This is a genomic window from Xylanibacter oryzae DSM 17970, assembly GCF_000585355.1.
Classification (GTDB): domain Bacteria; phylum Bacteroidota; class Bacteroidia; order Bacteroidales; family Bacteroidaceae; genus Prevotella; species Prevotella oryzae.
The window spans coordinates 2,168,443-2,189,608 of record NZ_KK073873.1 but is presented as its reverse complement, the minus strand read 5'-3'; the positions used below and the strand labels follow the sequence as shown (position 1 = coordinate 2,189,608).

General features: G+C 35.4%; 23 protein-coding genes. 10 read left to right on the top strand and 13 right to left on the bottom strand.

Going from position 1 to position 21,166, the window contains the following annotated elements:
- Positions 1-51: 51 nt before the first annotated feature.
- Positions 52-813, bottom strand: a complete 762-nt coding sequence (locus XYLOR_RS08800) for a LytR/AlgR family response regulator transcription factor (RefSeq protein ID WP_036878538.1) — start codon at positions 811-813, stop codon at positions 52-54.
- A 160-nt stretch (positions 814-973) separates the two neighbouring features.
- Complete coding sequence (locus XYLOR_RS08795; RefSeq protein ID WP_036878535.1) at positions 974-2,977, bottom strand: histidine kinase; 2,004 nt, start codon at positions 2,975-2,977, stop codon at positions 974-976.
- Positions 2,978-3,308: 331 nt separating this feature from the next.
- On the opposite strand from XYLOR_RS08795, the gene XYLOR_RS08790 reads away from it, so the two are divergent.
- Positions 3,309-4,319 (top strand): class II fructose-bisphosphate aldolase, encoded by a 1,011-nt coding sequence (locus tag XYLOR_RS08790; protein ID WP_036878531.1) that lies wholly within the window; start codon positions 3,309-3,311, stop codon positions 4,317-4,319.
- A gap of 85 nt (positions 4,320-4,404) precedes the next feature.
- Here the strand turns inward: XYLOR_RS08790 and XYLOR_RS08785 are convergent, their stop codons facing one another.
- A complete protein-coding gene (locus XYLOR_RS08785; protein WP_036878528.1) occupies positions 4,405-5,472 on the bottom strand; it encodes a DUF4831 family protein in 1,068 nt (355 codons plus the stop codon).
- An 18-nt stretch (positions 5,473-5,490) separates the two neighbouring features.
- Complete coding sequence (locus XYLOR_RS08780; protein ID WP_036878526.1) at positions 5,491-7,008, bottom strand: bifunctional ADP-dependent NAD(P)H-hydrate dehydratase/NAD(P)H-hydrate epimerase; 1,518 nt, start codon at positions 7,006-7,008, stop codon at positions 5,491-5,493.
- 89 nt (positions 7,009-7,097) lie between these two features.
- On the opposite strand from XYLOR_RS08780, the gene hpt reads away from it, so the two are divergent.
- From hpt to XYLOR_RS08755, 5 genes are read left to right on the top strand one after another with little or no spacing between them, the layout of a single operon-like run.
- Positions 7,098-7,634 (top strand): hypoxanthine phosphoribosyltransferase, encoded by a 537-nt coding sequence (gene hpt / locus XYLOR_RS08775; protein ID WP_036878523.1) that lies wholly within the window; start codon positions 7,098-7,100, stop codon positions 7,632-7,634.
- Positions 7,635-7,657: 23 nt separating this feature from the next.
- Positions 7,658-8,230: an adenylate kinase gene (locus XYLOR_RS08770; protein ID WP_036878521.1), complete on the top strand. Its 573-nt coding sequence runs from the start codon at positions 7,658-7,660 to the stop codon at positions 8,228-8,230.
- Positions 8,231-8,234: 4 nt separating this feature from the next.
- Positions 8,235-9,404 (top strand): GTPase ObgE, encoded by a 1,170-nt coding sequence (gene obgE, locus XYLOR_RS08765; protein ID WP_036878519.1) that lies wholly within the window; start codon positions 8,235-8,237, stop codon positions 9,402-9,404.
- Complete coding sequence (gene pgeF / locus XYLOR_RS08760; RefSeq protein WP_036878516.1) at positions 9,397-10,176, top strand: peptidoglycan editing factor PgeF; 780 nt, start codon at positions 9,397-9,399, stop codon at positions 10,174-10,176. The genes obgE and pgeF overlap by 8 nt, the downstream gene beginning before the upstream one ends.
- Positions 10,177-10,201: 25 nt before the next feature.
- Positions 10,202-11,380, top strand: a complete 1,179-nt coding sequence (locus XYLOR_RS08755; RefSeq protein WP_036878513.1) for a M23 family metallopeptidase — start codon at positions 10,202-10,204, stop codon at positions 11,378-11,380.
- A gap of 31 nt (positions 11,381-11,411) precedes the next feature.
- Here XYLOR_RS08755 and XYLOR_RS08750 read toward each other — a convergent pair whose 3' ends face one another.
- A complete protein-coding gene (locus XYLOR_RS08750) occupies positions 11,412-11,609 on the bottom strand; it encodes a hypothetical protein (RefSeq protein WP_036878511.1) in 198 nt (65 codons plus the stop codon).
- 14 nt (positions 11,610-11,623) lie between these two features.
- The gene (locus XYLOR_RS08745) at positions 11,624-12,805 is read right to left on the bottom strand and encodes a phosphoribosylaminoimidazolecarboxamide formyltransferase (RefSeq protein WP_036878509.1); all 1,182 of its coding nucleotides are present in this window, start codon (positions 12,803-12,805) and stop codon (positions 11,624-11,626) included.
- Positions 12,806-12,922: 117 nt separating this feature from the next.
- On the opposite strand from XYLOR_RS08745, the gene XYLOR_RS08740 reads away from it, so the two are divergent.
- Positions 12,923-13,195, top strand: a complete 273-nt coding sequence (locus XYLOR_RS08740) for a hypothetical protein (RefSeq protein ID WP_036878507.1) — start codon at positions 12,923-12,925, stop codon at positions 13,193-13,195.
- Positions 13,196-13,268: 73 nt separating this feature from the next.
- On the opposite strand, the gene rplS is transcribed toward XYLOR_RS08740, so the two are convergent.
- Positions 13,269-13,622: a 50S ribosomal protein L19 gene (gene rplS, locus XYLOR_RS08735; protein ID WP_036878505.1), complete on the bottom strand. Its 354-nt coding sequence runs from the start codon at positions 13,620-13,622 to the stop codon at positions 13,269-13,271.
- Between the two features lie 193 nt (positions 13,623-13,815).
- On the opposite strand from rplS, the gene XYLOR_RS08730 reads away from it, so the two are divergent.
- Together XYLOR_RS08730 and XYLOR_RS08725 are read left to right on the top strand one after the other, a co-directional pair.
- Positions 13,816-14,580, top strand: a complete 765-nt coding sequence (locus XYLOR_RS08730; protein WP_036880968.1) for a 5'-nucleotidase C-terminal domain-containing protein — start codon at positions 13,816-13,818, stop codon at positions 14,578-14,580.
- A complete protein-coding gene (locus XYLOR_RS08725; RefSeq protein ID WP_036878503.1) occupies positions 14,580-15,419 on the top strand; it encodes a bifunctional metallophosphatase/5'-nucleotidase in 840 nt (279 codons plus the stop codon). The genes XYLOR_RS08730 and XYLOR_RS08725 overlap by 1 nt, the downstream gene beginning before the upstream one ends.
- On the opposite strand, the gene porT is transcribed toward XYLOR_RS08725, so the two are convergent.
- On the bottom strand, positions 15,407-16,156 hold the full coding sequence (gene porT / locus XYLOR_RS08720) for a type IX secretion/gliding motility protein PorT/SprT (RefSeq protein WP_036878500.1): 750 nt from the start codon (positions 16,154-16,156) through the stop codon (positions 15,407-15,409). The genes XYLOR_RS08725 and porT overlap by 13 nt on opposite strands.
- Positions 16,157-16,326: 170 nt before the next feature.
- Here porT and fdxA point away from each other — a divergent pair, with 170 nt between their 5' ends.
- Positions 16,327-16,497, top strand: a complete 171-nt coding sequence (gene fdxA / locus XYLOR_RS08715) for a 4Fe-4S ferredoxin (RefSeq protein WP_036878498.1) — start codon at positions 16,327-16,329, stop codon at positions 16,495-16,497.
- A gap of 110 nt (positions 16,498-16,607) precedes the next feature.
- Here fdxA and XYLOR_RS08710 read toward each other — a convergent pair whose 3' ends face one another.
- The 5 genes from XYLOR_RS08710 to XYLOR_RS08690 are packed head-to-tail and all read right to left on the bottom strand — an operon-like array spanning position 16,608 to position 21,138.
- Positions 16,608-18,026, bottom strand: a complete 1,419-nt coding sequence (locus tag XYLOR_RS08710; RefSeq protein WP_036878496.1) for a tetratricopeptide repeat protein — start codon at positions 18,024-18,026, stop codon at positions 16,608-16,610.
- A 29-nt stretch (positions 18,027-18,055) separates the two neighbouring features.
- Complete coding sequence (locus XYLOR_RS08705) at positions 18,056-19,012, bottom strand: PstS family phosphate ABC transporter substrate-binding protein (protein WP_036878493.1); 957 nt, start codon at positions 19,010-19,012, stop codon at positions 18,056-18,058.
- A gap of 1 nt (position 19,013) precedes the next feature.
- On the bottom strand, positions 19,014-19,838 hold the full coding sequence (locus XYLOR_RS08700; RefSeq protein WP_036878492.1) for an energy transducer TonB: 825 nt from the start codon (positions 19,836-19,838) through the stop codon (positions 19,014-19,016).
- A 37-nt stretch (positions 19,839-19,875) separates the two neighbouring features.
- Positions 19,876-20,523 carry an ExbD/TolR family protein gene (locus tag XYLOR_RS08695; RefSeq protein ID WP_036878491.1) on the bottom strand — a complete coding sequence of 216 codons (648 nt, stop codon included), beginning with the start codon at positions 20,521-20,523 and terminating at the stop codon, positions 19,876-19,878.
- Positions 20,524-20,526: 3 nt separating this feature from the next.
- Positions 20,527-21,138, bottom strand: a complete 612-nt coding sequence (locus XYLOR_RS08690; RefSeq protein ID WP_036878490.1) for an ExbD/TolR family protein — start codon at positions 21,136-21,138, stop codon at positions 20,527-20,529.
- Positions 21,139-21,166 lie beyond the last annotated feature (28 nt).

Genomic DNA, 21,166 nt, shown 5'->3' with positions numbered 1-21,166 from the left:
TATTAATATCTAGATTGAATGGATGTATATAATAAAGATTATTCCGCACTCTTAAAATGAATTTACGCCCAAAAAGTTGTTTAATAGTCTTTTGCGGTATAAACGTCCGACCTTTACGTAATCCAAGTTAGAAAAAGGAGGGAAGAAACGACATACATTATCGGTCACCTCCATTAAATAATTAATATTGATGATATATTTCTGATGCACTTGTACAAATGTGTCGCTAATGTTTAATATTGACTCTTTTTGTGTGTTACGTTTTAGTCTTATTATGTTTTTACGTCCATTTACTATAATTTCCCAGACCCTTAGGTCATGATTATATCTGAATAAACCAATATCCTTGATTGTGATAAGACAAAAGTCAATAGAATTTATGTAAAAAAGAAGTTTACCGTTACCTTGGTTTTGCATGTCATACTTATTATTATTTAGGTGTGGCTGTTGATAATCAGTATAAAATCTTTGCATTACAGCTTCAAGATCTTTGTCCTCAATTGGCTTTTGTAAAAAGTCAAAGGCGTAATTTCGGAATGCAGGTAACATATAGTTGCTGTACGATGTATATATTATTACATGGCACCAATTGTTTGAACTATTGCGCATTTGATATAGAAAATCAAGTCCCGATATATCTGGAAGTTCTATATCTAAGAACAATAAATCAGGATTACTATTTCTTACTAATGTTAATCCTTCATTACCATTAGTGGCAGTGGCCACTACCTGTATATCATGGTATGATTCTTTGAGTTTCGCTTTTAATGCCTCTATGGCCGCTATGCTATCATCAACAATAATTGCTTTCATCCTATATTAAGTATTCGTTATGGATATTAAGTGCTTGCAAAATTACTTAAAATCAGACACTTCTGCAAGCGTGTCTTTTCATGAAATGGAATGAATGTGCCTTTTTAGTGATTATCTGTTTCTATATTAGGTATGATTGTCATAAAATTACATGTGACTTCTATTTTCTTTGTTTTATGTTTGGTATATGCAGTACATTTTCACATCCAGCTATTTTTCCATGTTCATCTATTATATTATGTATATCAAATCTGTATTTGTCATACTTAATGCTCTTGTTGCATATTGCAAAGGTGCGTGTTATAATGTCAAGCCCGGTTTTTGTACTACTATTGTTGCTGCGTCGTATATCGAATCCTATTCCGTTGTCTTTTACAATGATATCTGTACCATTCGTGTTATTGCTTACATTGATTTCAAGTATTTTCTTTCCCTCTTTACATTTTAGTCCATGCTTGATCGCATTTTCTGCCAATATCTGTATGAACATAGACGGTATTGTTATTTCAGAAATTATAAGATTATCAGGCACTTTTAAGATGAACTCAAAATCGTCTCCTAATATATACTTTTCAATATTAATATAGTATTTTACAAAATCTAGTTCATCTTTAAGACTTATATATGTGTTACGTGAAATATCTAGGTTTGCCCTTATCAGTTTTACAAGCATCATTAGTTCGTCGGCTTCTTGTTTATTTGTGCTTGTTATTTTGTTGTTCAATACATTAAAAATGAAATGTGGTGATATTCGGTTACGTGCATTTAGTAATTTTAATTGCATTATCTTTATATCATTTTGTAAACTAATTTTTCTAAAATATACAAACCAGAATGCAATTCCCAAAATAAGAATTAAAATTATGCTTATAGAAAGCCAAAATGCATTTTCCGTTTTGCGGACTGTTATGTCTTTTTGTTGTATCTCAATCTTTTTATGTAGTGATAAAGTATCTTCTGTGAATCTCATCATTATTTCGGATGCACGCATATATTGGCGCTCTTTTGCTATTGAGTCTTCTATGTTTATAGACTTTTTTAAACTTTTGTATGCATCTTTATAATTGTCACATTGTTCGTAAAATTTACGAGCATATCTATTTCTGATTTCTACTATTTCGGTTAGAGAAGGAGGCGAAACCGTTCCTCTTTTTAATATATTAGATGCCTTCTTTATATCTTTTTGTTTTACAGCTATCCCAAGTCGTATAGAATTAGCATAATAAATGCAGTCTTTGGCTTTTATTTTTTTAAAATATGGCTCACATTCATTGAGGTAAACAATTGCTTTGTTTATATTACCCAAATTAAGGTATATGTCTGCAAGATCTAATTTTCCTAATTTGTCATCAAAACTGCCCTTCATGCCTCTTTCAGACAGTATACTTTTCATCCTAAGGAAAAATTCAAGCGCTTTCTTATAATTTTTAGCATAATAGTAATAGGATCCTGCATTTGATAGATAATACACTTTAAGGTTAGGTTTAAGACCTTGGAAATGTTTTTCTGTCTCATAATAGTATCTTTCAGCCTGTTTGTTGTCTCCTAATATTTGGTATATATGAGCAAGTCCCATATACAGAGACACATTCTTTTCGCTTGGTAGTTTTAATGAATCAACAAGAAAGAGCGCTCTTCGATAGTAAAAAGACGCTTCTGGTATTTTGTTCTTTGATATATATGCATCTGCTAAATTTGCTAACAAGTCTGGTGCATGATTTTTATTGTCGCTTTTCATAAGTAACTTATATGCCTGTTTGCACAAGTTTATAGATTCATCTATATTCTTTTGAAATATATATAGACTGGACGACTTTATAGAATATGCTGTTGCAAGAAGTCCATTTATTCTTGGCGTTTCTTTCTGTCTTTTAGCAAAATTGATAACCTTATCCGCATATTTTGTGGTTGATGTTTGAGTTTGCATTGCTGCAAATTTGCCTAACTGAAGATAATAATCATAGTACGTAAGACTATCTTTTGCATCCTTTAATCCTTTATTTATCATTTTAAGAGCATTCGGTGTCATATTATATACAGAATCTTCTGTAACTCTTAATAGAGAATCTTCCTTTTCTGTACGTTCATCTTTGTCGCTACCTCTTATGCATGATCCGAATTGTAGGCATATTAAAATAATAAAAATATATATAGAATTTCTCATTTTCTAGGTCTTGCTTATTTTCGTACAAATGTATATAAAATAATTATATAATTATAACAAATTATGATATAATGATGCAATTTTTATCATAAAGACTTAAAATAGCAGATTTTAAATATAAAATGTATTATGTAGGTTTGAATATTTTTTATGTTTTGTAAACTGCATCTTACAATTTGTCTGAGATGATATATAAAGTAAAACATTATATTATTGTTGCTACTTTTTTGTTATTAAAAAATGTTGTAATACTTGGGATTGATAAATTAAAATGGTACCTTTGCGGTCGGTTAAAAGGTAGGAAACTATTCATTTAATAAATATTATAATTATGGTAGATTACAAAACATTAGGCTTGGTAAACACCCGTGAGATGTTTAAGAAAGCCATCAATGGCGGTTACGCTATTCCAGCTTTCAACTTCAACAATATGGAGCAGTTGCAGGCTATCGTTAAAGCTTCTTCTGAGCTTAAGTCACCGGTTATCCTTCAGGTTTCTAAAGGTGCCCGTAACTATGCTAACCAGACTCTGCTTCGCTATATGGCTCAGGGTGCTGTAGAATATGCAAAAGAATTAGGTTGCAAACATCCTGAAATCGTTCTGCACCTTGATCATGGTGATAGTTTCGAACTATGCAAGAGTTGCGTAGACTTCGGCTTCTCTTCTGTTATGATAGACGGTTCTGCTCTTCCTTATGATGAGAACGTCGCTCTTACAAAGAAAGTAGTAGAGTATGCTCACAAATATGATGTAAGTGTAGAAGGTGAACTAGGTGTATTAGCAGGTGTTGAGGATGAGGTAGCTTCTGAGGTTTCTCATTATACAAAACCTGAGGAAGTTATTGACTTCGTAACAAAGACAGGTGTTGATTCACTTGCTATCTCTATCGGTACTAGCCATGGAGCATACAAATTCAAACCAGAGCAGTGCACACGTGACCCGAAGACAGGTCGCTTGGTTCCTCCTCCATTGGCATTCGATGTTCTCGATGCTATCATGAAGCAGTTGCCAGGATTCCCAATCGTACTTCACGGATCTTCTTCTGTTCCTCAGGAGTATGTTGATACAATCAACGCTAACGGTGGTAAATTGCCAGATGCAGTTGGTATCCCAGAAGAGCAGCTTCGCAAAGCTTCTAAGAGTGCTGTTTGTAAGATTAACATCGACTCAGACTCTCGTCTTGCTTTCACTGCAGCTGTACGTAAGGTGTTCGCTGACAAACCAGCTGAATTTGACCCACGTAAGTATTGTGGACCGGCTCGTGATCTTATGGAGGACATGTACAAACATAAGATTGTTGACGTTCTTGCTTCTGATAACAAGTTGGCTAATCTCGACTAACTTATATACATATATATCAATTAATAAAGCGGAATCCTTATTCTTAGGGGTTCCGCTTTTATCATGTATTGTAAGTGTTATTTTGTTATTGTTGCAAAAGTGTTTCTAATTTTTCAACACTTCCAGTGTTAGGATTCAATGTAAGATGTGTTTCGTATTTCTTATTGAAAAGTTCTGTACTTAGACATTCTGCATGGCCGAACTGTCCTGCATAAATTTCAATGCTTCCTAACATTTTATCTCCATTAAATAACGTAGCTTTTATCTTACCGGGAATGTTTACGAATAGTCCATTTTCTGTCTTTTTCTTCTTTCCATTATTTAAGGTGTTTTCCTGTGGTACAAAATGTTCGTCTTCAATACTTATATAATATGGATTACCTGCCATATCATCTCTGTCTAGCATTCCTAATTTGCTTGAGAAACGGAATAATAATGATTTTGCAGTCTCATGATCAGGACAATACATTATTATATGTTCGGTTGTGTCCTTTACTGTTGTCCCAATAAATGCTTGTGTAAGGGCTGACTCCTGTAAATCAAGATTCTGAAGCATGATCTTTAGTTGTTCTCCGTCTTTTGGCATAAACTCAGCCTGTCCTTTTGCCAACTGTGCCCTGCTGTCTCTCAAATCATATATTTCTTGGGCAGCTAATTCCGCCATTTTAGCTGTACTACCGGCTGAAAGAATATCTTGATTCATGAACTTATGTGGATTTATAGCTACAGGTTTGGGCGCGGGTTTAAAAGCCTTTTGCTGATTAATAACTTTTGGCGTGGCATTTATAGCAAGAAGAATTCCTTCATCGTCCAAAACAAACTTTGTTGTAGCATTTTTGGGATTTAATTTAATAGAGTAGCATTTAGATGTATCAGGTATTCCCACAGAAGAAATACCAATTTGAGCAATTTTATACAGAGTGTGAGATTCACATTTTACGTCTTCGTTGTTGAGGTATTTGCCAGCATATTGACAAAATTCTCCAGGAGAGTAAACCGATTTTTCTATAAGAAGATCTATTCTTATAGATGTCTTCGGCAGATAGTATATTGCTCCATCCTGAGTAATGCCCGGTTTGTACCGGCTAACTTCTGTTTGTGCATATATTGCAACACTTGTCAACAGAAGGTATGCAATAAATAATTTTCTCATAAATATTTTGTTTAGATTTTAATCGTTCAACTTTTTAAAAGCGTTAGGTAGATATTTTATGATGTCACTAGAGATCAAACTCTCTTCACCTAATTCTTTGGCTGCTAAGTCTCCTGCAAGCCCATGAATGTATATACCTAAGATACATGCTTCTTTTTGTTTGTATCCTCTAGCCAATAGACCGGTGATAATACCTGTAAGCACGTCTCCACTGCCCGCTGTTGCCATACCAGCATTGCCGGTTGAGTTGAATAGTACGCGACCATCAGGTAGACAGAGTGCAGAAATATGTCCTTTTAATATAATATATGATTGCAAATGTTCAGCCAAATCTCTCGCCCTGGAAAGTCTTTCATAACCTTCTATATTGTGTACGTTTGTTAGCCTTTCTAGTTCTTTAGGGTGTGGAGTCATTATTATCCCTTGTGGTAATTGCTCTAGCCATGCACGATGACTTGATAGAATATTCAATCCATCTGCGTCTATCACTATTGGTGCATGTGTGCGTCTTATCTGTCCTATAAGTGCGATTGCTGTATTTTCAGATAGACCCAAGCCCGGTCCAATACCCATTGCATCAAATTTATCACTGTCTATAGTTTCTGAAAAATATGTTTCTTCTTGGTCTAGGTCTACTATCGCTTCAGGTACAGATATCTGCATTATATCATTATTTTTCTTTGGAGTATGAATGGTCACTTTTCCAGCCCCAGCTCTCATGCAAGCTTGCGTAGCTAAGACTGCAGCTCCGGCCATACCGTAACTACCTGCAATTAACAGGGCGTTACCCATGTCTCCTTTGTGAGAAAATGCATTTCTTGGTTTTAGTATTTCTCGTACGTCATTCTCTTCAAGCATTGAATATTGAGAATCCATCATATTAATGCCTTCAGAACTTAGTCGGATGTCTAGAATCTTAGTCTTTCCAATATACTGCTGATTTTCTGCGAATAGAAATGAAAGCTTGTTTTGTTGCAGAGTAAGTGTGACATCTGCATGTAATATATTAGCTTTAATGTTGTAAGTGTTGTCTTCAGTCATAAGACCAGATGGGATGTCTATACTTACAACTTTTGCCGCAGATGCATTGATATATTTTACTAATGATGCAAACCCACCTGCAAGAGGCTTGTTTAGGCCAGAGCCAAAAAGGCCGTCAATGACAAGGTCGTCTTTGTTTAGTGTTGGAGGTTCGAATTCTTGTTCGACTTCTATAAAGTCTTTTATTCGTTTACTATCTATTATTCTTTGCTTGTTTACGGCGCAGTCTTCTGATAGACGACCGTGAACATTAAACAAATATATTCTAATATGATACCCTAGCTCTGATAACATTCTTGCTACTGCTAGAGCATCACCGCCATTATTACCAGGGCCGGCAAATACTACTACAGGTGTCCTGTTACTCCATATGTCGGTAATTGCATGTGTCAAAGCACGCGCTGCTCGCTCCATGAGGTCTATTGAAGCAATTGGCTCATTTTCTATCGTATATTTGTCAAGCTCATGTATCTGAGTGCCTGTAAAAATCTTCATACATGCAAAAATACAAAATTAATGCTAACCGATAGCTATAAATTGAAGTATTTTTAGTATTTTTGTAGCAAAATTTTTAAATTTGTATAATGAGCACTACTAAAATTAAGGATAAGACATTTGAAACGTCTATACCTGAAGCAAAAATACAGAAGAGAGTAAAAGAAGTAGCAGAACAGATAAGTAAGGATATGGAAGGTAAAAACCCCCTTCTTTTGGCTGTGTTAAATGGATCTTTTATCTTTGCAGCTGACCTTATGAGAAATATAACAATTCCGTGTGAGATATCTTTTGTGAAACTGGCTTCGTATCAGGGTACAACTTCTACAGGAAAGGTTAAGGAGGTTATAGGACTTAATGAAAGTCTTGCTGGACGTACTGTAATAATTGTAGAAGATATTGTTGAAACAGGGACGACGATGCAGCAGATGATTGAATCTCTTGGGACACGTAATCCCGAATCAGTGCATATATGTACTTTGCTTCTTAAACCTGAAAAGTTGCATATCCCATTAAATATCGAATATACTGCATTCCGCATTCCTAATGATTTTATCCTCGGATATGGGCTTGACTATGATCAGCAGGGTAGGCAACTTAGAGATATATACACGCTTAAGCAGTAATAATAAACAAATAATAAATTAATATGAAAAATATCGTAATTTTTGGTGCTCCTGGTTCTGGTAAGGGCACACAGAGTGATCTTATGATTAAAAAGTATGGCTTTAATCATATTTCAACAGGTGATGTACTTCGTAATGAAATAAAGCAAGGAACTGAACTTGGAAAAACCGCAAAGGGATATATAGATAACGGACAGCTTATACCTGACGATTTGATGGTAAATATACTGGCAAGTGTCTATGATAGTTTTGGAAAAGATCACAAAGGTGTTATCTTTGATGGTTTTCCTCGTACGATACCTCAGGCTGAGGCTTTGAAAGTAATGCTAAGCGAGCGTGGACATAAAATAGCTGCAATGATAGAACTTGATGTTCCTGAGGAGGAACTTATGACTCGTCTTATCAGACGTGGACAGGAGTGTGGACGCTCTGATGACAATGCTGAGACAATTAAAAAACGCCTTGATGTATACCATAATCAGACATCACCTCTGATTAATTGGTATAAAAAAGAGGGAATACATAATCACATTAAAGGATATGGCGAATTAGATCGTATCTTTGGTGATGTATGTTCTGTAATCGATAATATATAATATTATGCCAGAATCCAACTTCGTAGACTACGTTAAAATATACTGCCGCTCAGGTAAGGGTGGAAGGGGCTCAATGCACTTACGCCACGTCAAATACCAGTATAACGGTGGTCCTGACGGTGGTGACGGAGGCCGTGGAGGATGTGTATATCTTCGTGGCAATCATAACTATTGGACATTGCTTCATTTGAAGTATGAACGGCATGTTTATGCTGAACATGGTGGCAATGGTAGTAGTGATAAGTGTCACGGTACTGACGGAACAGACCAATACATAGATGTACCTTGTGGTACTGTTGTATATAACGCAGAAACAGGCAAGTATGTCTGTGATGTTACATATGATGGCCAAACGGTATTACTGTTGAAAGGCGGTAGAGGCGGATTGGGTAATTTCCAGTTCCGTACCTCTACTAATCAGGCTCCAAGATTTGCTCAACCAGGTGAACCTATGCAAGAACTTACAATAATTTTGGAATTGAAGCTTCTTGCTGATGTTGGACTTGTCGGTTTTCCTAATGCGGGAAAGAGCACTTTGCTTTCTGCATTATCTAGCGCGCGTCCTAAAATTGCCAATTATCCATTTACAACTTTAGAGCCGTCTCTTGGAATTATAAGCTATCGTGATAAACAGTCTTTTGTTATGGCTGATATACCGGGTATTATAGAGGGAGCTAGTGAAGGTAAAGGACTTGGACTTAGATTTCTAAGGCACATTGAACGTAATTCGTTGCTTTTGTTTATGGTACCTGGCGATACCGATGACATTAAGCATGAATATGAGGTACTACTTAATGAATTGAAAAACTTCAATCCTGATATGCTTGATAAGCATAGAGTACTTGCTGTTACTAAGTGTGACCTTTTGGATGAAGAGCTCATTGAGATGCTTCGTGAAAATATCCCACATGATTTGCCTGTTGTTTTCATCTCTTCAGTTACGGGCAAAGGTGTTGATGAATTAAAAGATGTACTTTGGTCGGAATTGAATAGTGAAAGTAATAAACTTAATGAGATAATATCAGAAGGTAACTTGGTCCATCGTGATAAAGATATTGGTGAGTTATCAGAAGAACTTCATTTGGAAGGTGAAGATGATGTCATTGAATTTGTTGATGAAGATAATATAGAGGATTTGGATGATTTCGAATACGAAGATGTAAAAGATGATTAAGCCTATCCTAAAATATTACGATATTGGTATTGGTGTTAAAGCGTTTAGCAGTACACGCAAGGGTGGATGCAGTCATGGCAACTATGGTGAGTTTAATGTTAATATGTACTGTGGCGATGATGAGGCTTGTGTCATTGAAAACCGTAGAGCATTGTGCAATGAGTTGGATATAAACGAAGATCGTTTGATAATGCCACACCAGAGCCATGGAATAGAAATAAGGCAAATAGCTCCCGACTTCTTTAAATTACCTAATGCGATACAAACGCAGATACTAGAGAATGTTGATGGAGTAATGACAAACATGACGGATGTATGTGTGGCTGTTTCAACAGCCGACTGCATTCCTGTCTTGTTATATGATAGAGAACATCATGCTTGTGCTGCAGTTCATGCCGGATGGAGAGGAACTGTAGCTAAAATTTTACAGCGAGCCGTTGCTGTTATGAAAGCGGCATATAAGACAAATCTGGAAGATCTGCAGGTTTGTATAGGTCCTGGAATATCGTTAGATGCTTTTGAGGTAGGTGATGAAGTATGGCAGCAGTTTGCTGAAAACGGATTTAAAATGGAATCAATAAGCAAACGATATGACAAATGGCATATAGATTTGTGGGAATGTAACCGCTTGCAACTGATTGACATTGGTGTGAACCCCTGTAATATTCAGATTGCAAATATATGCACATACTCTAATACTGATGAGTTTTTTTCAGCCCGTAAAATGTCAATTAATTCGGGGCGTATACTCACAGGAATTCTTTTGGAATAATTATAATAAAAAACCTTTTGACCGTATGAATTTACATTTTAGACAATTACTATTGTCTTTGGCTCTCATTGTGACAATGACAGCAGAGGCAAATGAGACTTTTTCTTCTCTTGAACAACAACAGATTAGTATTCCAACTCCTGGATTGTTTAATCGTTCAAATGCTTTTAGCATAGATTTTGATATGTTAAATGCATCGGAATGGTCTTTTCCTTTACCAATAGGTAAGGCCTCTCTATCTGATGATTATAAGATGGAGATTAAAAGTAAAAAAGGAGATAATGTAAAAGCAATGTTTGATGGGATCGTACGTCTTTCTCGGGAAAATGTATCTTATGGAAATGTTATTGTTATTCGTCATAAAAATGGCTTGGAAACAGTCTATGGGCATAATGCGCAGAATTTGGTAAAGGTTGGCGATAAAGTGAAAGCAGGTCAGACTATCGCTATCATTGGTTCTAATGGAGGGAAAACTTATTGCCAATTTGAAATTATGATTGATGGGCGAAGGATCAATCCTGAAATTATAATGGATGTTACCGGGCATCGGCTAAAACGGCAGACTATACTTTGCGAAAGATCTGATGCTCGTATTAATGTTAGTATAATACGTAATGAATTAGCTAAAGCAAATAAAATAGGACTATTAAAGCCAGACAACATTAATGCAAAATCATCAAGGTTAGATCCTTTTAATGGAGGGCATGAGTTTACTATAAATTTATCAGATTTTAATCCTGGCGATTGGTGTTATCCTTTGCCAGGGAGCCATGTTATTAGTCCTTATGGTGGTGGACGTCATCATAGTGGGGTAGATATAAAGACAAAACCAAATGATAATATTTTGGCTGCTTTTGATGGTATTGTTACAATGTCAGGGCCTTATTTCGGTTATGGTAACTGTGTCGTGATTCGTCATGCCAATGGACTAGAGACATTATATAGTCATAATTCTCATAATCTTGTTAAAGTTGGAGATAAGGTTAAGGCTGGACAACCAGTAGGACTTACTGGGCGTACAGGTAGAGCAACAACAGAACATTGTCATTTCGAGTGCCGTATCAATGGTCGGCCTTTCGATCCTGCAATAATATTTGACCATTTAAATAAGTCTCTTAGGATGGATCTTATAACATTTACAAAGAGCACTAATGGTGCTGTAAAAGTAAAGTCTCAAAAGAACTATATGGCAAAGTCTAAATAAAAAGAAAGACTGCAATATGCAGTCTTTCTTTTTATTTATGCCTGTTCGCACGCTGTTCACGGTATTTAGCTTTTTGTTTGGCTGAACCGCTACCGTGTGCTCCAGTGATGTACTTCTTCTTCTTTGCCTTTGTTTTAATCTTTTTAGGATCTGATGAGTCCTCTCTGGCTTTGCTGAACACTATACCGCCTCCAGCAATTATCTCATCAATAGCATCACCTTTACTCATTCGCTTTTATATATTTAATGATGGAATAGTCTTATACCTGTGAATGCCATAGTTATACCATATTTGTCACATGTTTCTATGACATTATCATCACGTACAGATCCTCCTGCTTGCGCTATATAATCAACACCACTCTTGTGTGCACGCTCAATATTATCTCCAAAAGGGAAAAAGGCGTCACTTCCAAGAGAAACATTTTTATTTTTTGAAATCCAAACCTTTTTTTCTTCCATTGTTAGAACCTCAGGCTTTTCAGTGAAGAAATTCTGCCATACTCCATCAGCAAGTACATCCTCGTGATCTTCACTAATGTATACGTCTATAGTGTTATCTCTATCTGCTCTGCGTATTTTGTCTTTCCAAGGCAAGTTCATTACTTTCGGATTCTGACGTAACCACCAAATGTCAGCTTTATTACCGGCAAGTCGTGTACAATGAATTCTACTTTGTTGACCCGCACCGATTCCAATAGCTTGTCCATCTTTGACATAACATACAGAATTACTCTGGGTATATTTTAAAGTTATAAGACTTATTATCAAATCTCGCTTTGCATCGGCAGTAAAATTTTTACTCTTTGTTGGTATATTCCCAAATATGGCTGGGTCATCTAGCTTAACTTCATTACGACCTTGTTCGAATGTTACTCCGTATACTTGCTTGTGTTCTATTGATTCTGGAACATAGTTGGGATCAATTTTTATAACATTGTAAGTGCCTTTGCGTTTGTCTTTCAATATTTCTATTGCTTCTGGTGTATAGTCAGGAGCTATTACGCCATCACTTACTTCACGCTTGATGAGTGTTGCCGTAGCTTCATCACAAGTGTCGCTGAGAGCTATAAAATCGCCGTAGCTGCTCATCCTGTCTGCGCCACGTGCACGGGCATAAGCTGATGCTAGCGGAGTCAATGGAATCTTTACGTCATCAACGAAGTAAATTCTTTTTAGAGTATCGTTCAAAGGCAGCCCTACAGCGGCACCAGCAGGAGATACATGTTTGAAGCTTGCGGCTGCAGGTATACCTGTTGCGGCTTTTAGTTCTTTTACTAACTGCCAAGAGTTTAGAGCATCCAGAAAATTTATGTATCCTGGACGTCCATTAATTACTTCTAATGGTAATTCTCCTTCTGTCATAAATATCCTAGAAGGTTTCTGATTCGGATTGCATCCGTACTTTAATGCTAATTCTTTCATTATAATGAAGTCTATTTGTATTTGCAGTTGCAAAAATACTATTTTTTTTTAGTTTTTGGGCGATTAATAGCATCCTTTTATATTATTTTTCTAAATTTGCAGTCAAACTCTATAAAGATGAATAGAAAACGTTGGGCACTACGACAATTATTGACAGTTGTAGAGGATAAAATTAGTAGGGATAAGTTAAATCCAAAGTCTTTTAAAAAATTTTGGAGGGCTGTATCTACATTGGAGAAGCCTAAAGAAGGAACACTTGATAGACTTTCTTTATTTGCTGGCTTTCAAGATTGGGACAGTTTTAAGGAAACTCTTTATGGCGATACCGATGCACAGGTAAATTGGGAGGGGGACGAAAAAGAAAAATTGGATCAGATTCCGAAAAAATAAAGCATTGTATATAAATAAAAAGAGGTTCCATATGGAACCTCTTTTTATTTCATAAAGTCTACTTGGCTTAGGCTTATTTGACTTGTCTTTTTTCTTGAATACGAGCCTTTTTACCTGTTAGTTTACGTAAGTAGTACAATTTGGCCCTACGTACTTTACCATGCTTGTTAACTTCAATGTTATCGATGCTCGGTGATTCGATAGGGAAAATACGCTCAACACCTATTGTTCCTGACATTTTACGAACAGTGAAACGTCTTTTGTTTCCATGTCCACAAATCTTAATTACAACACCACGATAGAGCTGTATTCTTTCTTTAGTACCCTCGATAATTTTGTAAGCGACAGTGATAGTATCACCACTTTTGAATTCAGGGAAGTTCTTGCCGGTTGCAAATGCTTCTTCAGCAACTTTAATTAAATCCATCTTATTTATAATTAAATTTGTTTATCGTTCCAACGCAACATAGTAGGTAACTCTTATCCTACCAGCGATTACGCCGAAAAGCGGTGCAAAGGTACTAATTTTTCTTTTCTTTTACAAGAACCAAATTGTTTTTTTTGCTAAACTGACTTATTTTCTTCTTTTTTTAACTAACTTTGTGCCAAACTTTATGATTATGAATAAAAAATCTTTATTTATAGGATTAGGATTCCTATTGCTCACCAGCTATTCTTGTTCTACCTATCATTTATTAGAGATAAAGAGATCCTTAGTGATAGTTGACAAACGTTATGACGAAAAGCCTGATTCTGTTGCATTATCGTTTTTACGTCCATATAAACAACATGTGGACAGTATAATGACTCCTATAGTTGGACAAATTTCCGAGAATATGTCTGGTTATAGACCGGAAAGTCCGTTATCCAATCTTTTAGCAGATATACTATTATGGGCTGGTGGTACATATAATGAAAAACCTGATTTTGCTGTATATAATATAGGAGGAATAAGATCTTCTCTTGTTAAAGGCAATGTAACGTATGGTGATGTTTTGGATGTCGCTCCTTTTGAGAATAAAATATGTTTTCTTACATTAAAAGGTATTGATGTCATTGAATTATTTAGAAATATTGCCTCATCAGGTGGAGAAGGGGTTAGTCATGGTGTTAATCTGGTTATAACAAAAAACGGAAATCTTGTTTCTTGTGAACTTAATGGAAAACAGATAGATGAGAACCGTTTTTATAGAGTCTCAACAATAGATTATTTAGCCCAGGGGAATGATAAAATGTTGGCATTTAAGAGTGGATTATATTTAAATTCACCAAAATCGAATAGAAACGATACTCGATATATTATTGCAGATTTCTTTAGGCAGAAAATGAAAGAGGGTATTGTAATTGAATCAAAAATTGAAGGTCGCATAAAGGTAAATAAATAATGAAAGCAAAATATATATTATTAACATGTCTTTTTTTTGTCGCTTTTTCTTCATTTGGAAAAAAAAGACAACTGATAATTCTACACACAAATGATACTCATAGTTGTATATTGCCAATACCAGCAGATATTGGAGATACATTATTCGCAGATAGAGGCGGTTATATCAGGCGCTCAACTATGATAGCGGAACAACGAAAATCTAATCCGAACCTTTTATTATTTGATAGCGGTGATTTCTCGCAAGGTTCTCCTTTTTATACAATGTTTAAAGGCGATGTCGAAATTGAATTGATGAATATTATGAAGTATGATGCCGCAACAATAGGAAATCATGAATTTGATTTTGGACTTGACAATATGGCTCGTGTATTCAAAAAAGCGTCTTTTCCTATTGTATGTTCTAATTATGATGTTACAGGTACTGTGCTTGGTGACTGCGTAAAACCTTACATTATTATTAAGCGTGGTGGCTTGAAAATCGGAGTAATGGGACTTTCCCCACAACTAGAGGGACTTGTATTTAAAATTAATTATAAAGGGATAACTTATAAAGATCCTGGAATAGTCGCATTGCAAATGGCTACATTTCTAAAAGAAAAGAAAAAGTGTGATATTGTTATTTGTCTTTCACACTTAGGTTGGGATATTGGTGGACAAGATGATCAGTATATGATATCGCATTCTCGTAATATTGATTTGGTACTAGGGGGTCATTCACATTCCTATTTGAAGAAACTCGAATATGTGAAAAATATTGATGGTAAACCTGTTCCTGTTGATCAAAATGGAAAAAATGCAGTTTTCGTAGGTAAGCTCACTATTGATTACTCGAAGTAGAAGGATAGTACAATCATTTTTGTTCTTGATTCTTTCACCGAATTTGTATACAATAGCATGCTTTTGTCTTTCAAATCATTAGCATGCTTTGTATCTAAACTGTTTATTAAACTGTAACAGAATTTTAGTTCAGGTTTTAATTTAAATAACGGCATGTAAAAGTCACAGCCAATTCCAATTTCGAATAGATAGTCATATGTCTTTAGTTTGATATAGTCATCATTCTTTGCTGATAAATTGAGCATCGGATTAATACCTACAAGAATATATGGCCTTTGATTGTTGAATCTCTGTGAATTGTATATAAGATCTATTGCCGCTGAAGCGTATATGCTTTTTAAATCCTGATATGTTTCAGTGTAATTATTATTAATATCTAAATCTGTCCTATTCCTGAATGTTAAGTGTCTTGAGCCAAAATACATAGTTGGGGATATTCTTAATCCGAGATAGTTGTTAAGTTTAAATTCGCCAGCTACACCTACTGTAAATCCAGGATCCCATCTGTCTTGGTCACATACAATATCTTTTTTTATGCCAATTCCTGATTCATTAGCGATTGTCTGTTCTCCTATATTTTTAAATTGTGTGTCTTGTACGTGCGTACCGATTACTACCCCAAAATGGAATGTCTTCAAGTCTGCGTAAGGTATATTCTCTACTAGCCTTTCTTGTGCATTTATTCTTAATGCTAGTAGGAACATTATTAGAGTTAAGCATAATACTTTTCTTTTCATAATACTTATAACGTTATACTTGATTTCTTATTGTATCTTTCTAATTTTGACAAAACTTAAAATATTAAAAAATATATACCTAATTATAGGTATTTAGAAATATTAATGTAACTTTGCATCGTACATAAAACTAAGTACAAAACATTATTAACAAAAAACATTTAATTATTATGGCTTACGTAATTGGTGATGATTGTATCGCTTGCGGTACATGTATTGACGAATGTCCATCAGGAGCTATTTCTGAGGGAGAAAAATATTCAATTAATCCGGATATGTGTACAGAGTGTGGAACTTGTGCAGATGTTTGTCCTTCAGAGGCAATTAGTCTTCCGAAATAATTGAAGATTATTTATTAAATATAAATGGCGACTTTTAAGTCGCCTTTTTTATTAAAAAAATGGATATAAAGAAAACTCTATATCCATTTTTTATGTTTCGCTTATTATTTTTATTTGATTCCTAAAGCTTGTTTTGCAGTTTCGTTATTAGGATCAATGTTGAGAATCTTACGCCAGTATAAATTTGCTGTTGCATTGTCTTTCTTCAAGTAATTATAGTAGCCTAGGTATCTGTAACATTCTACAAGTCTAGCGTTATCTGCATTGTCTTTCTCTGTTTTTGCAGAGATGAGGTCTGCCAACTTTTCATAATAAGGCTTTGCCAGACCTAGTCTTGTATCAGGATCCATATATGAGTTAACTCTTGCTCTCATGAAATCAGCGAACTCAACAGCATTAGGGAATTTGTCTGCAAGATCACCATATATTGCATCTGCGCTCTTGTATGCTTCTGTCTTAGCAGCTCCGGTCAATTTATCAGCTTGCTCATTATATAGCGTTCCTAAGCCTGCTAAATCACTTGCAGTTTCTTTTTCAATACTGTTTAGATAATCTTTGTAGAACAAAATGGCATTACTATAATCACCACTTGCTTCGTAGGCTGATGAAATCTGCTTCTTTACATCTGCGATAATTTCTTTACGGTCAATGTTTTCAGCTAAAGCTTTTTTAAATTGGGCTATTGCGTTGTCATATTGTTTTGCCCCCATGAGAGCATGTCCGTAATAAGTATAGTCCAAATATGAGAATTTTGCACTATCTGATTTGTTGAATAATGCATCAGCATATTTTAATGCATTTTCGTAATCCTTTAGGTCGGTGCTATTAAAAAATGCTAATCTGTTGAATGCTGCTTCTCTTGGAGATTTTTGTATACCAAATGTAGCTATCTCTAAACTTTTTTTGAAGTCCTGTTTTAGGTAAGCAGCCATAGCATAATTAGTGATGTCGGTATTGTCCAACCTATTCATGTCTACTTTAGAATAGCTTTCTATTGCTTTATCAAATTTATTAGAAGAGTAATATATACGGGCAGCCATTGCATCAACCGCAATGTCTGGGCGCTGAATACGCAAATCCTCTAATTTAGAAACAGCTTCTTCCGGACTTCTTCCTCTATAAATACTTGCATACTTAAAGTATCCATCTGGATTCTTGGGATCAAAATATATGGCTTGTTGATACCATCCTGCTGCTGCTCCACCATCGTCTTTTATGACTTCAATGTCACCATGTAGAATGTACCCAGGCGCATATTTTTTGTCAGCCTTAATGGCAAGATCTGCGAAGTTCTTAGCTTTTGCAGTATCTTTAACATCCAAGTAAGCTCTACCAATACCTACAAGAACTTCTGCGTTCTTTTTGTTGTTTTTGTATACACTCTTTACTTGGTCGTCTACATCACCACTTTTGTTTTTGATAACTTTGGTAATTGACTCAATAGTCGCTTTGCTATCATTTTGAGCTATAGAAGTAGCGCTGAATCCTACAATCGCTGCTCCAATTAAAAGATATTTTATTGCTTTCATAATTGTCTTAATATTAATGGTTAGACATTTTATTCGTTAACGTTTACGTCTCTAATTGTAATATTCCCTTGTACAGGAAGCATTCCGGATTTAAATATTATCATTTGACCTTTAGGTGATTCCATAAAGTGTGCAAAACCCCATGGTAAACCGTTTATAGGATCATTAAGTAATGCATATATTGTTCTTATCAAAGGATAATTTCCATTATATAAATATGCCTGATATGGTTTCCAGCTGTTGTATGGTGTAGCTTTTGCCATTCTACTAACAGACATTACTCTTATTTTCTTGTTGAATGTTACGTTCGTACTATCGCCTTTTTCATTTAGCCAGTTCGAACCTATTATTCCGATTGCGTTAGGAGTTTTTTGTACATACTCAATAACTTCGGATGTCTTATTCGTTGCGAATATATTAGGACTATTAATTGGCTTTCCATGTAATATAGAATCAACTGCATATCTAACAGTGCTTGATTTCCCATTACTAAAAACTACTTCAATGTCTCCTAATTTGGATTTAGAATTAATTTGTTTCCATTTGTTAGCTTGTCCACTAAGTATTTTTCTTATGTTGTCAACTGTAATGCAAGTATCTACATTACTCTTGTTGACGATCAAGGCAAAACCGTCATAGGCAATTGGTATTGCTCTAGGTTGAAATTGTCTCGCTTGAAAGTTCGCATATTCCGCTTTAGTGAGATTTCTTGATGTAATAACCAAGCAAACTTTGTTGTGCAATAACATGTTTATTCCGTCCACTTCATTTGTATATATTGGATTGACCTTTGCACTTGGATATACACTTTCAAAAATTTGTTTTTCTTCATCAATTATTGAACCAAAACTTTCATCAGAAGCGAATTTAATCGCTCCTGATGAATATGTATCAGTTCTTCCACCTTTGTGTTTCTCATTACATGAAGAGAAAAGCACGGAGGATAGTATTAATCCTACAATAGCGTAGAATATGTTCTTGTTCATTTTATTGCAATCTAAATGTTACAGGTACTGTGTATTTTACACGTACTGCTGAACCATTCTGTTTACCAGGAATCCAGTTAGGCATGCTTTTTACGACACGCTGTGCTTCTTTATCTAGTGAAGGGTCTACAGATTTTGCTACACGCACATCTGTAATAGAACCGTCTCTCTCAACTACGAAAGTAACGATTACACGTCCTTGTACACCATTTTCTTCAGCCACAACTGGGTATTTGATGTTCTTGCTTAAGAAAGACATCAGCGCTCCATTTCCACCAGGGAAAGCAGGCATCTGTTCTACTACATCGAATACTTTGTTTTCTTCCTCTTTAGGAGGTTCAGGTTGTGCAATTATTTCCTTTGCTTTAAGGACTTCGCCACCAGCATCGTCATTACCTTTTACATCGAATCCACCAATTGCTTTTGTGTTGTTCATCAACTGATCTTGAGTTTTCAACTCATCTTCAGGTTTAACTTCACTATCCTTCTTGATGATAGGAGCTGTGAATTTAACAGAACTTTTTACTTTTTCAACTGGTTTTTGTTCTTCAACTTTAATTGGGGCTTTTTTCTTAACCTCGACTTTTTTGTTGTTGATTACAGAAGCATTCATCGCTGCATTTAGTGCAACTTGTTGTTTTGCGTCAACGATAGATTTGATTCCAATAAAAGAGGCTATGAGTGCAGCAGCTAGTAGCATGATAATGATAGACATAATATTACGCTTAGAAGTACCTTTACGGAGCTTGTATGCCCCATAGGTTTGGTTTCTTCCTGTGAATATCAAGTCGCACCATGCATCTGATGTTAAATCAATTTTTGACATTGTCTTTCCTTTTAATAATTAATTGTCTTCGTATTGATTACTTTACACCTTTCAACTTGAGTAACTTCATGTCGTCAGGATTGATTTTGTCAATCACATATTTACCAATACTACAAATCTGCATTTCATCGAGTGCGTCGACCATATTCTTGTAAGAAGCATTGTCTGTCGCTTTGATGATGATAGTCATAACAGGGATTTTCTCTCCGTCTACATCACCAGCTTTTATCTTAGTGAGCTCATCATTATATACTTGATCGGTATATTTTTTAGGCTCCTTAAGCTTTTTAGCATCTAGTTTAGCTTTAGCTTCCATTATTGCTTGTACAGGTGTAGATCCATCTTCTATTACGTGATTAATCAACACTTTACGTATGCCCTTTGATCCCCATGTGGTTTCTTTCATACATTTAGGATCATTATAATTAGGCAAACCGTCTACGTGGAAGACTTTGTTGTCTCCACATACATAGATAGTTATAGTCTGAGAAGCTTTGGTCGCAGTCTGGTCCTGTTGCTGGATGTTCTTATCGTTACTAGGCATTGTCAACTCCATTGTCTGAGGCTTACTCAAAGACGTACAGAGCATGAAAAATGTAATAAGCAACATCATCATGTCCACCATAGGCGTAAAGTCTACACGGACATTTATCTTCTTTTGTTTACTTTTTTTCTGTTTCGCCATTCTTTAGTCCTCCGTCTTTTTATATGAAGTAATCAGATAATAACGGTTTTGATTCATATCCTGTAATTCAGACATTACTTTCTTAACAAACTTGTATGGAGTATTGGCATCTGCTTTGATAGCGATCTTAAGTTTATCGTTATCATTTGTAGCTGCTTTTATCCAATTTTGGAACTCGCTTGCTTTTTTGTCTATGCTGTCTGTAGGTATACCTTGGTTCTTGATCTCATCAGCCATCTTAGATGGATTCAGATTAAGATAATCGCCTAATTTATCCATTGGAACTCCAAACATAGGATCCTTTACAAATTTTTTTGTCTGCTCAGCATTTAGTGACAAACCATACTGGTCGGTCATGCTGCTTAGTACAGACTCCAAACTTAGTTGGTTGTCCATACTCATGAATATCTTGCCGTCTTTCGCAACAAGTATATTCAGCACATCTTTTTCTGGAACCTTTATTTCCGATACAGAGCCAGGTGTGATAACCTTTACTGGTTCATTCTTCACGAACGTTGAAGTCAACATGAAGAACGTCAGCAAGAGGACCATCACGTCACTCATAGGGGTCATATCGATCCAGACGTCGTTTTTCTTAATTTTTACTTTACCCATAGTGATAAAATTTAAAAGGGTTAGTAGA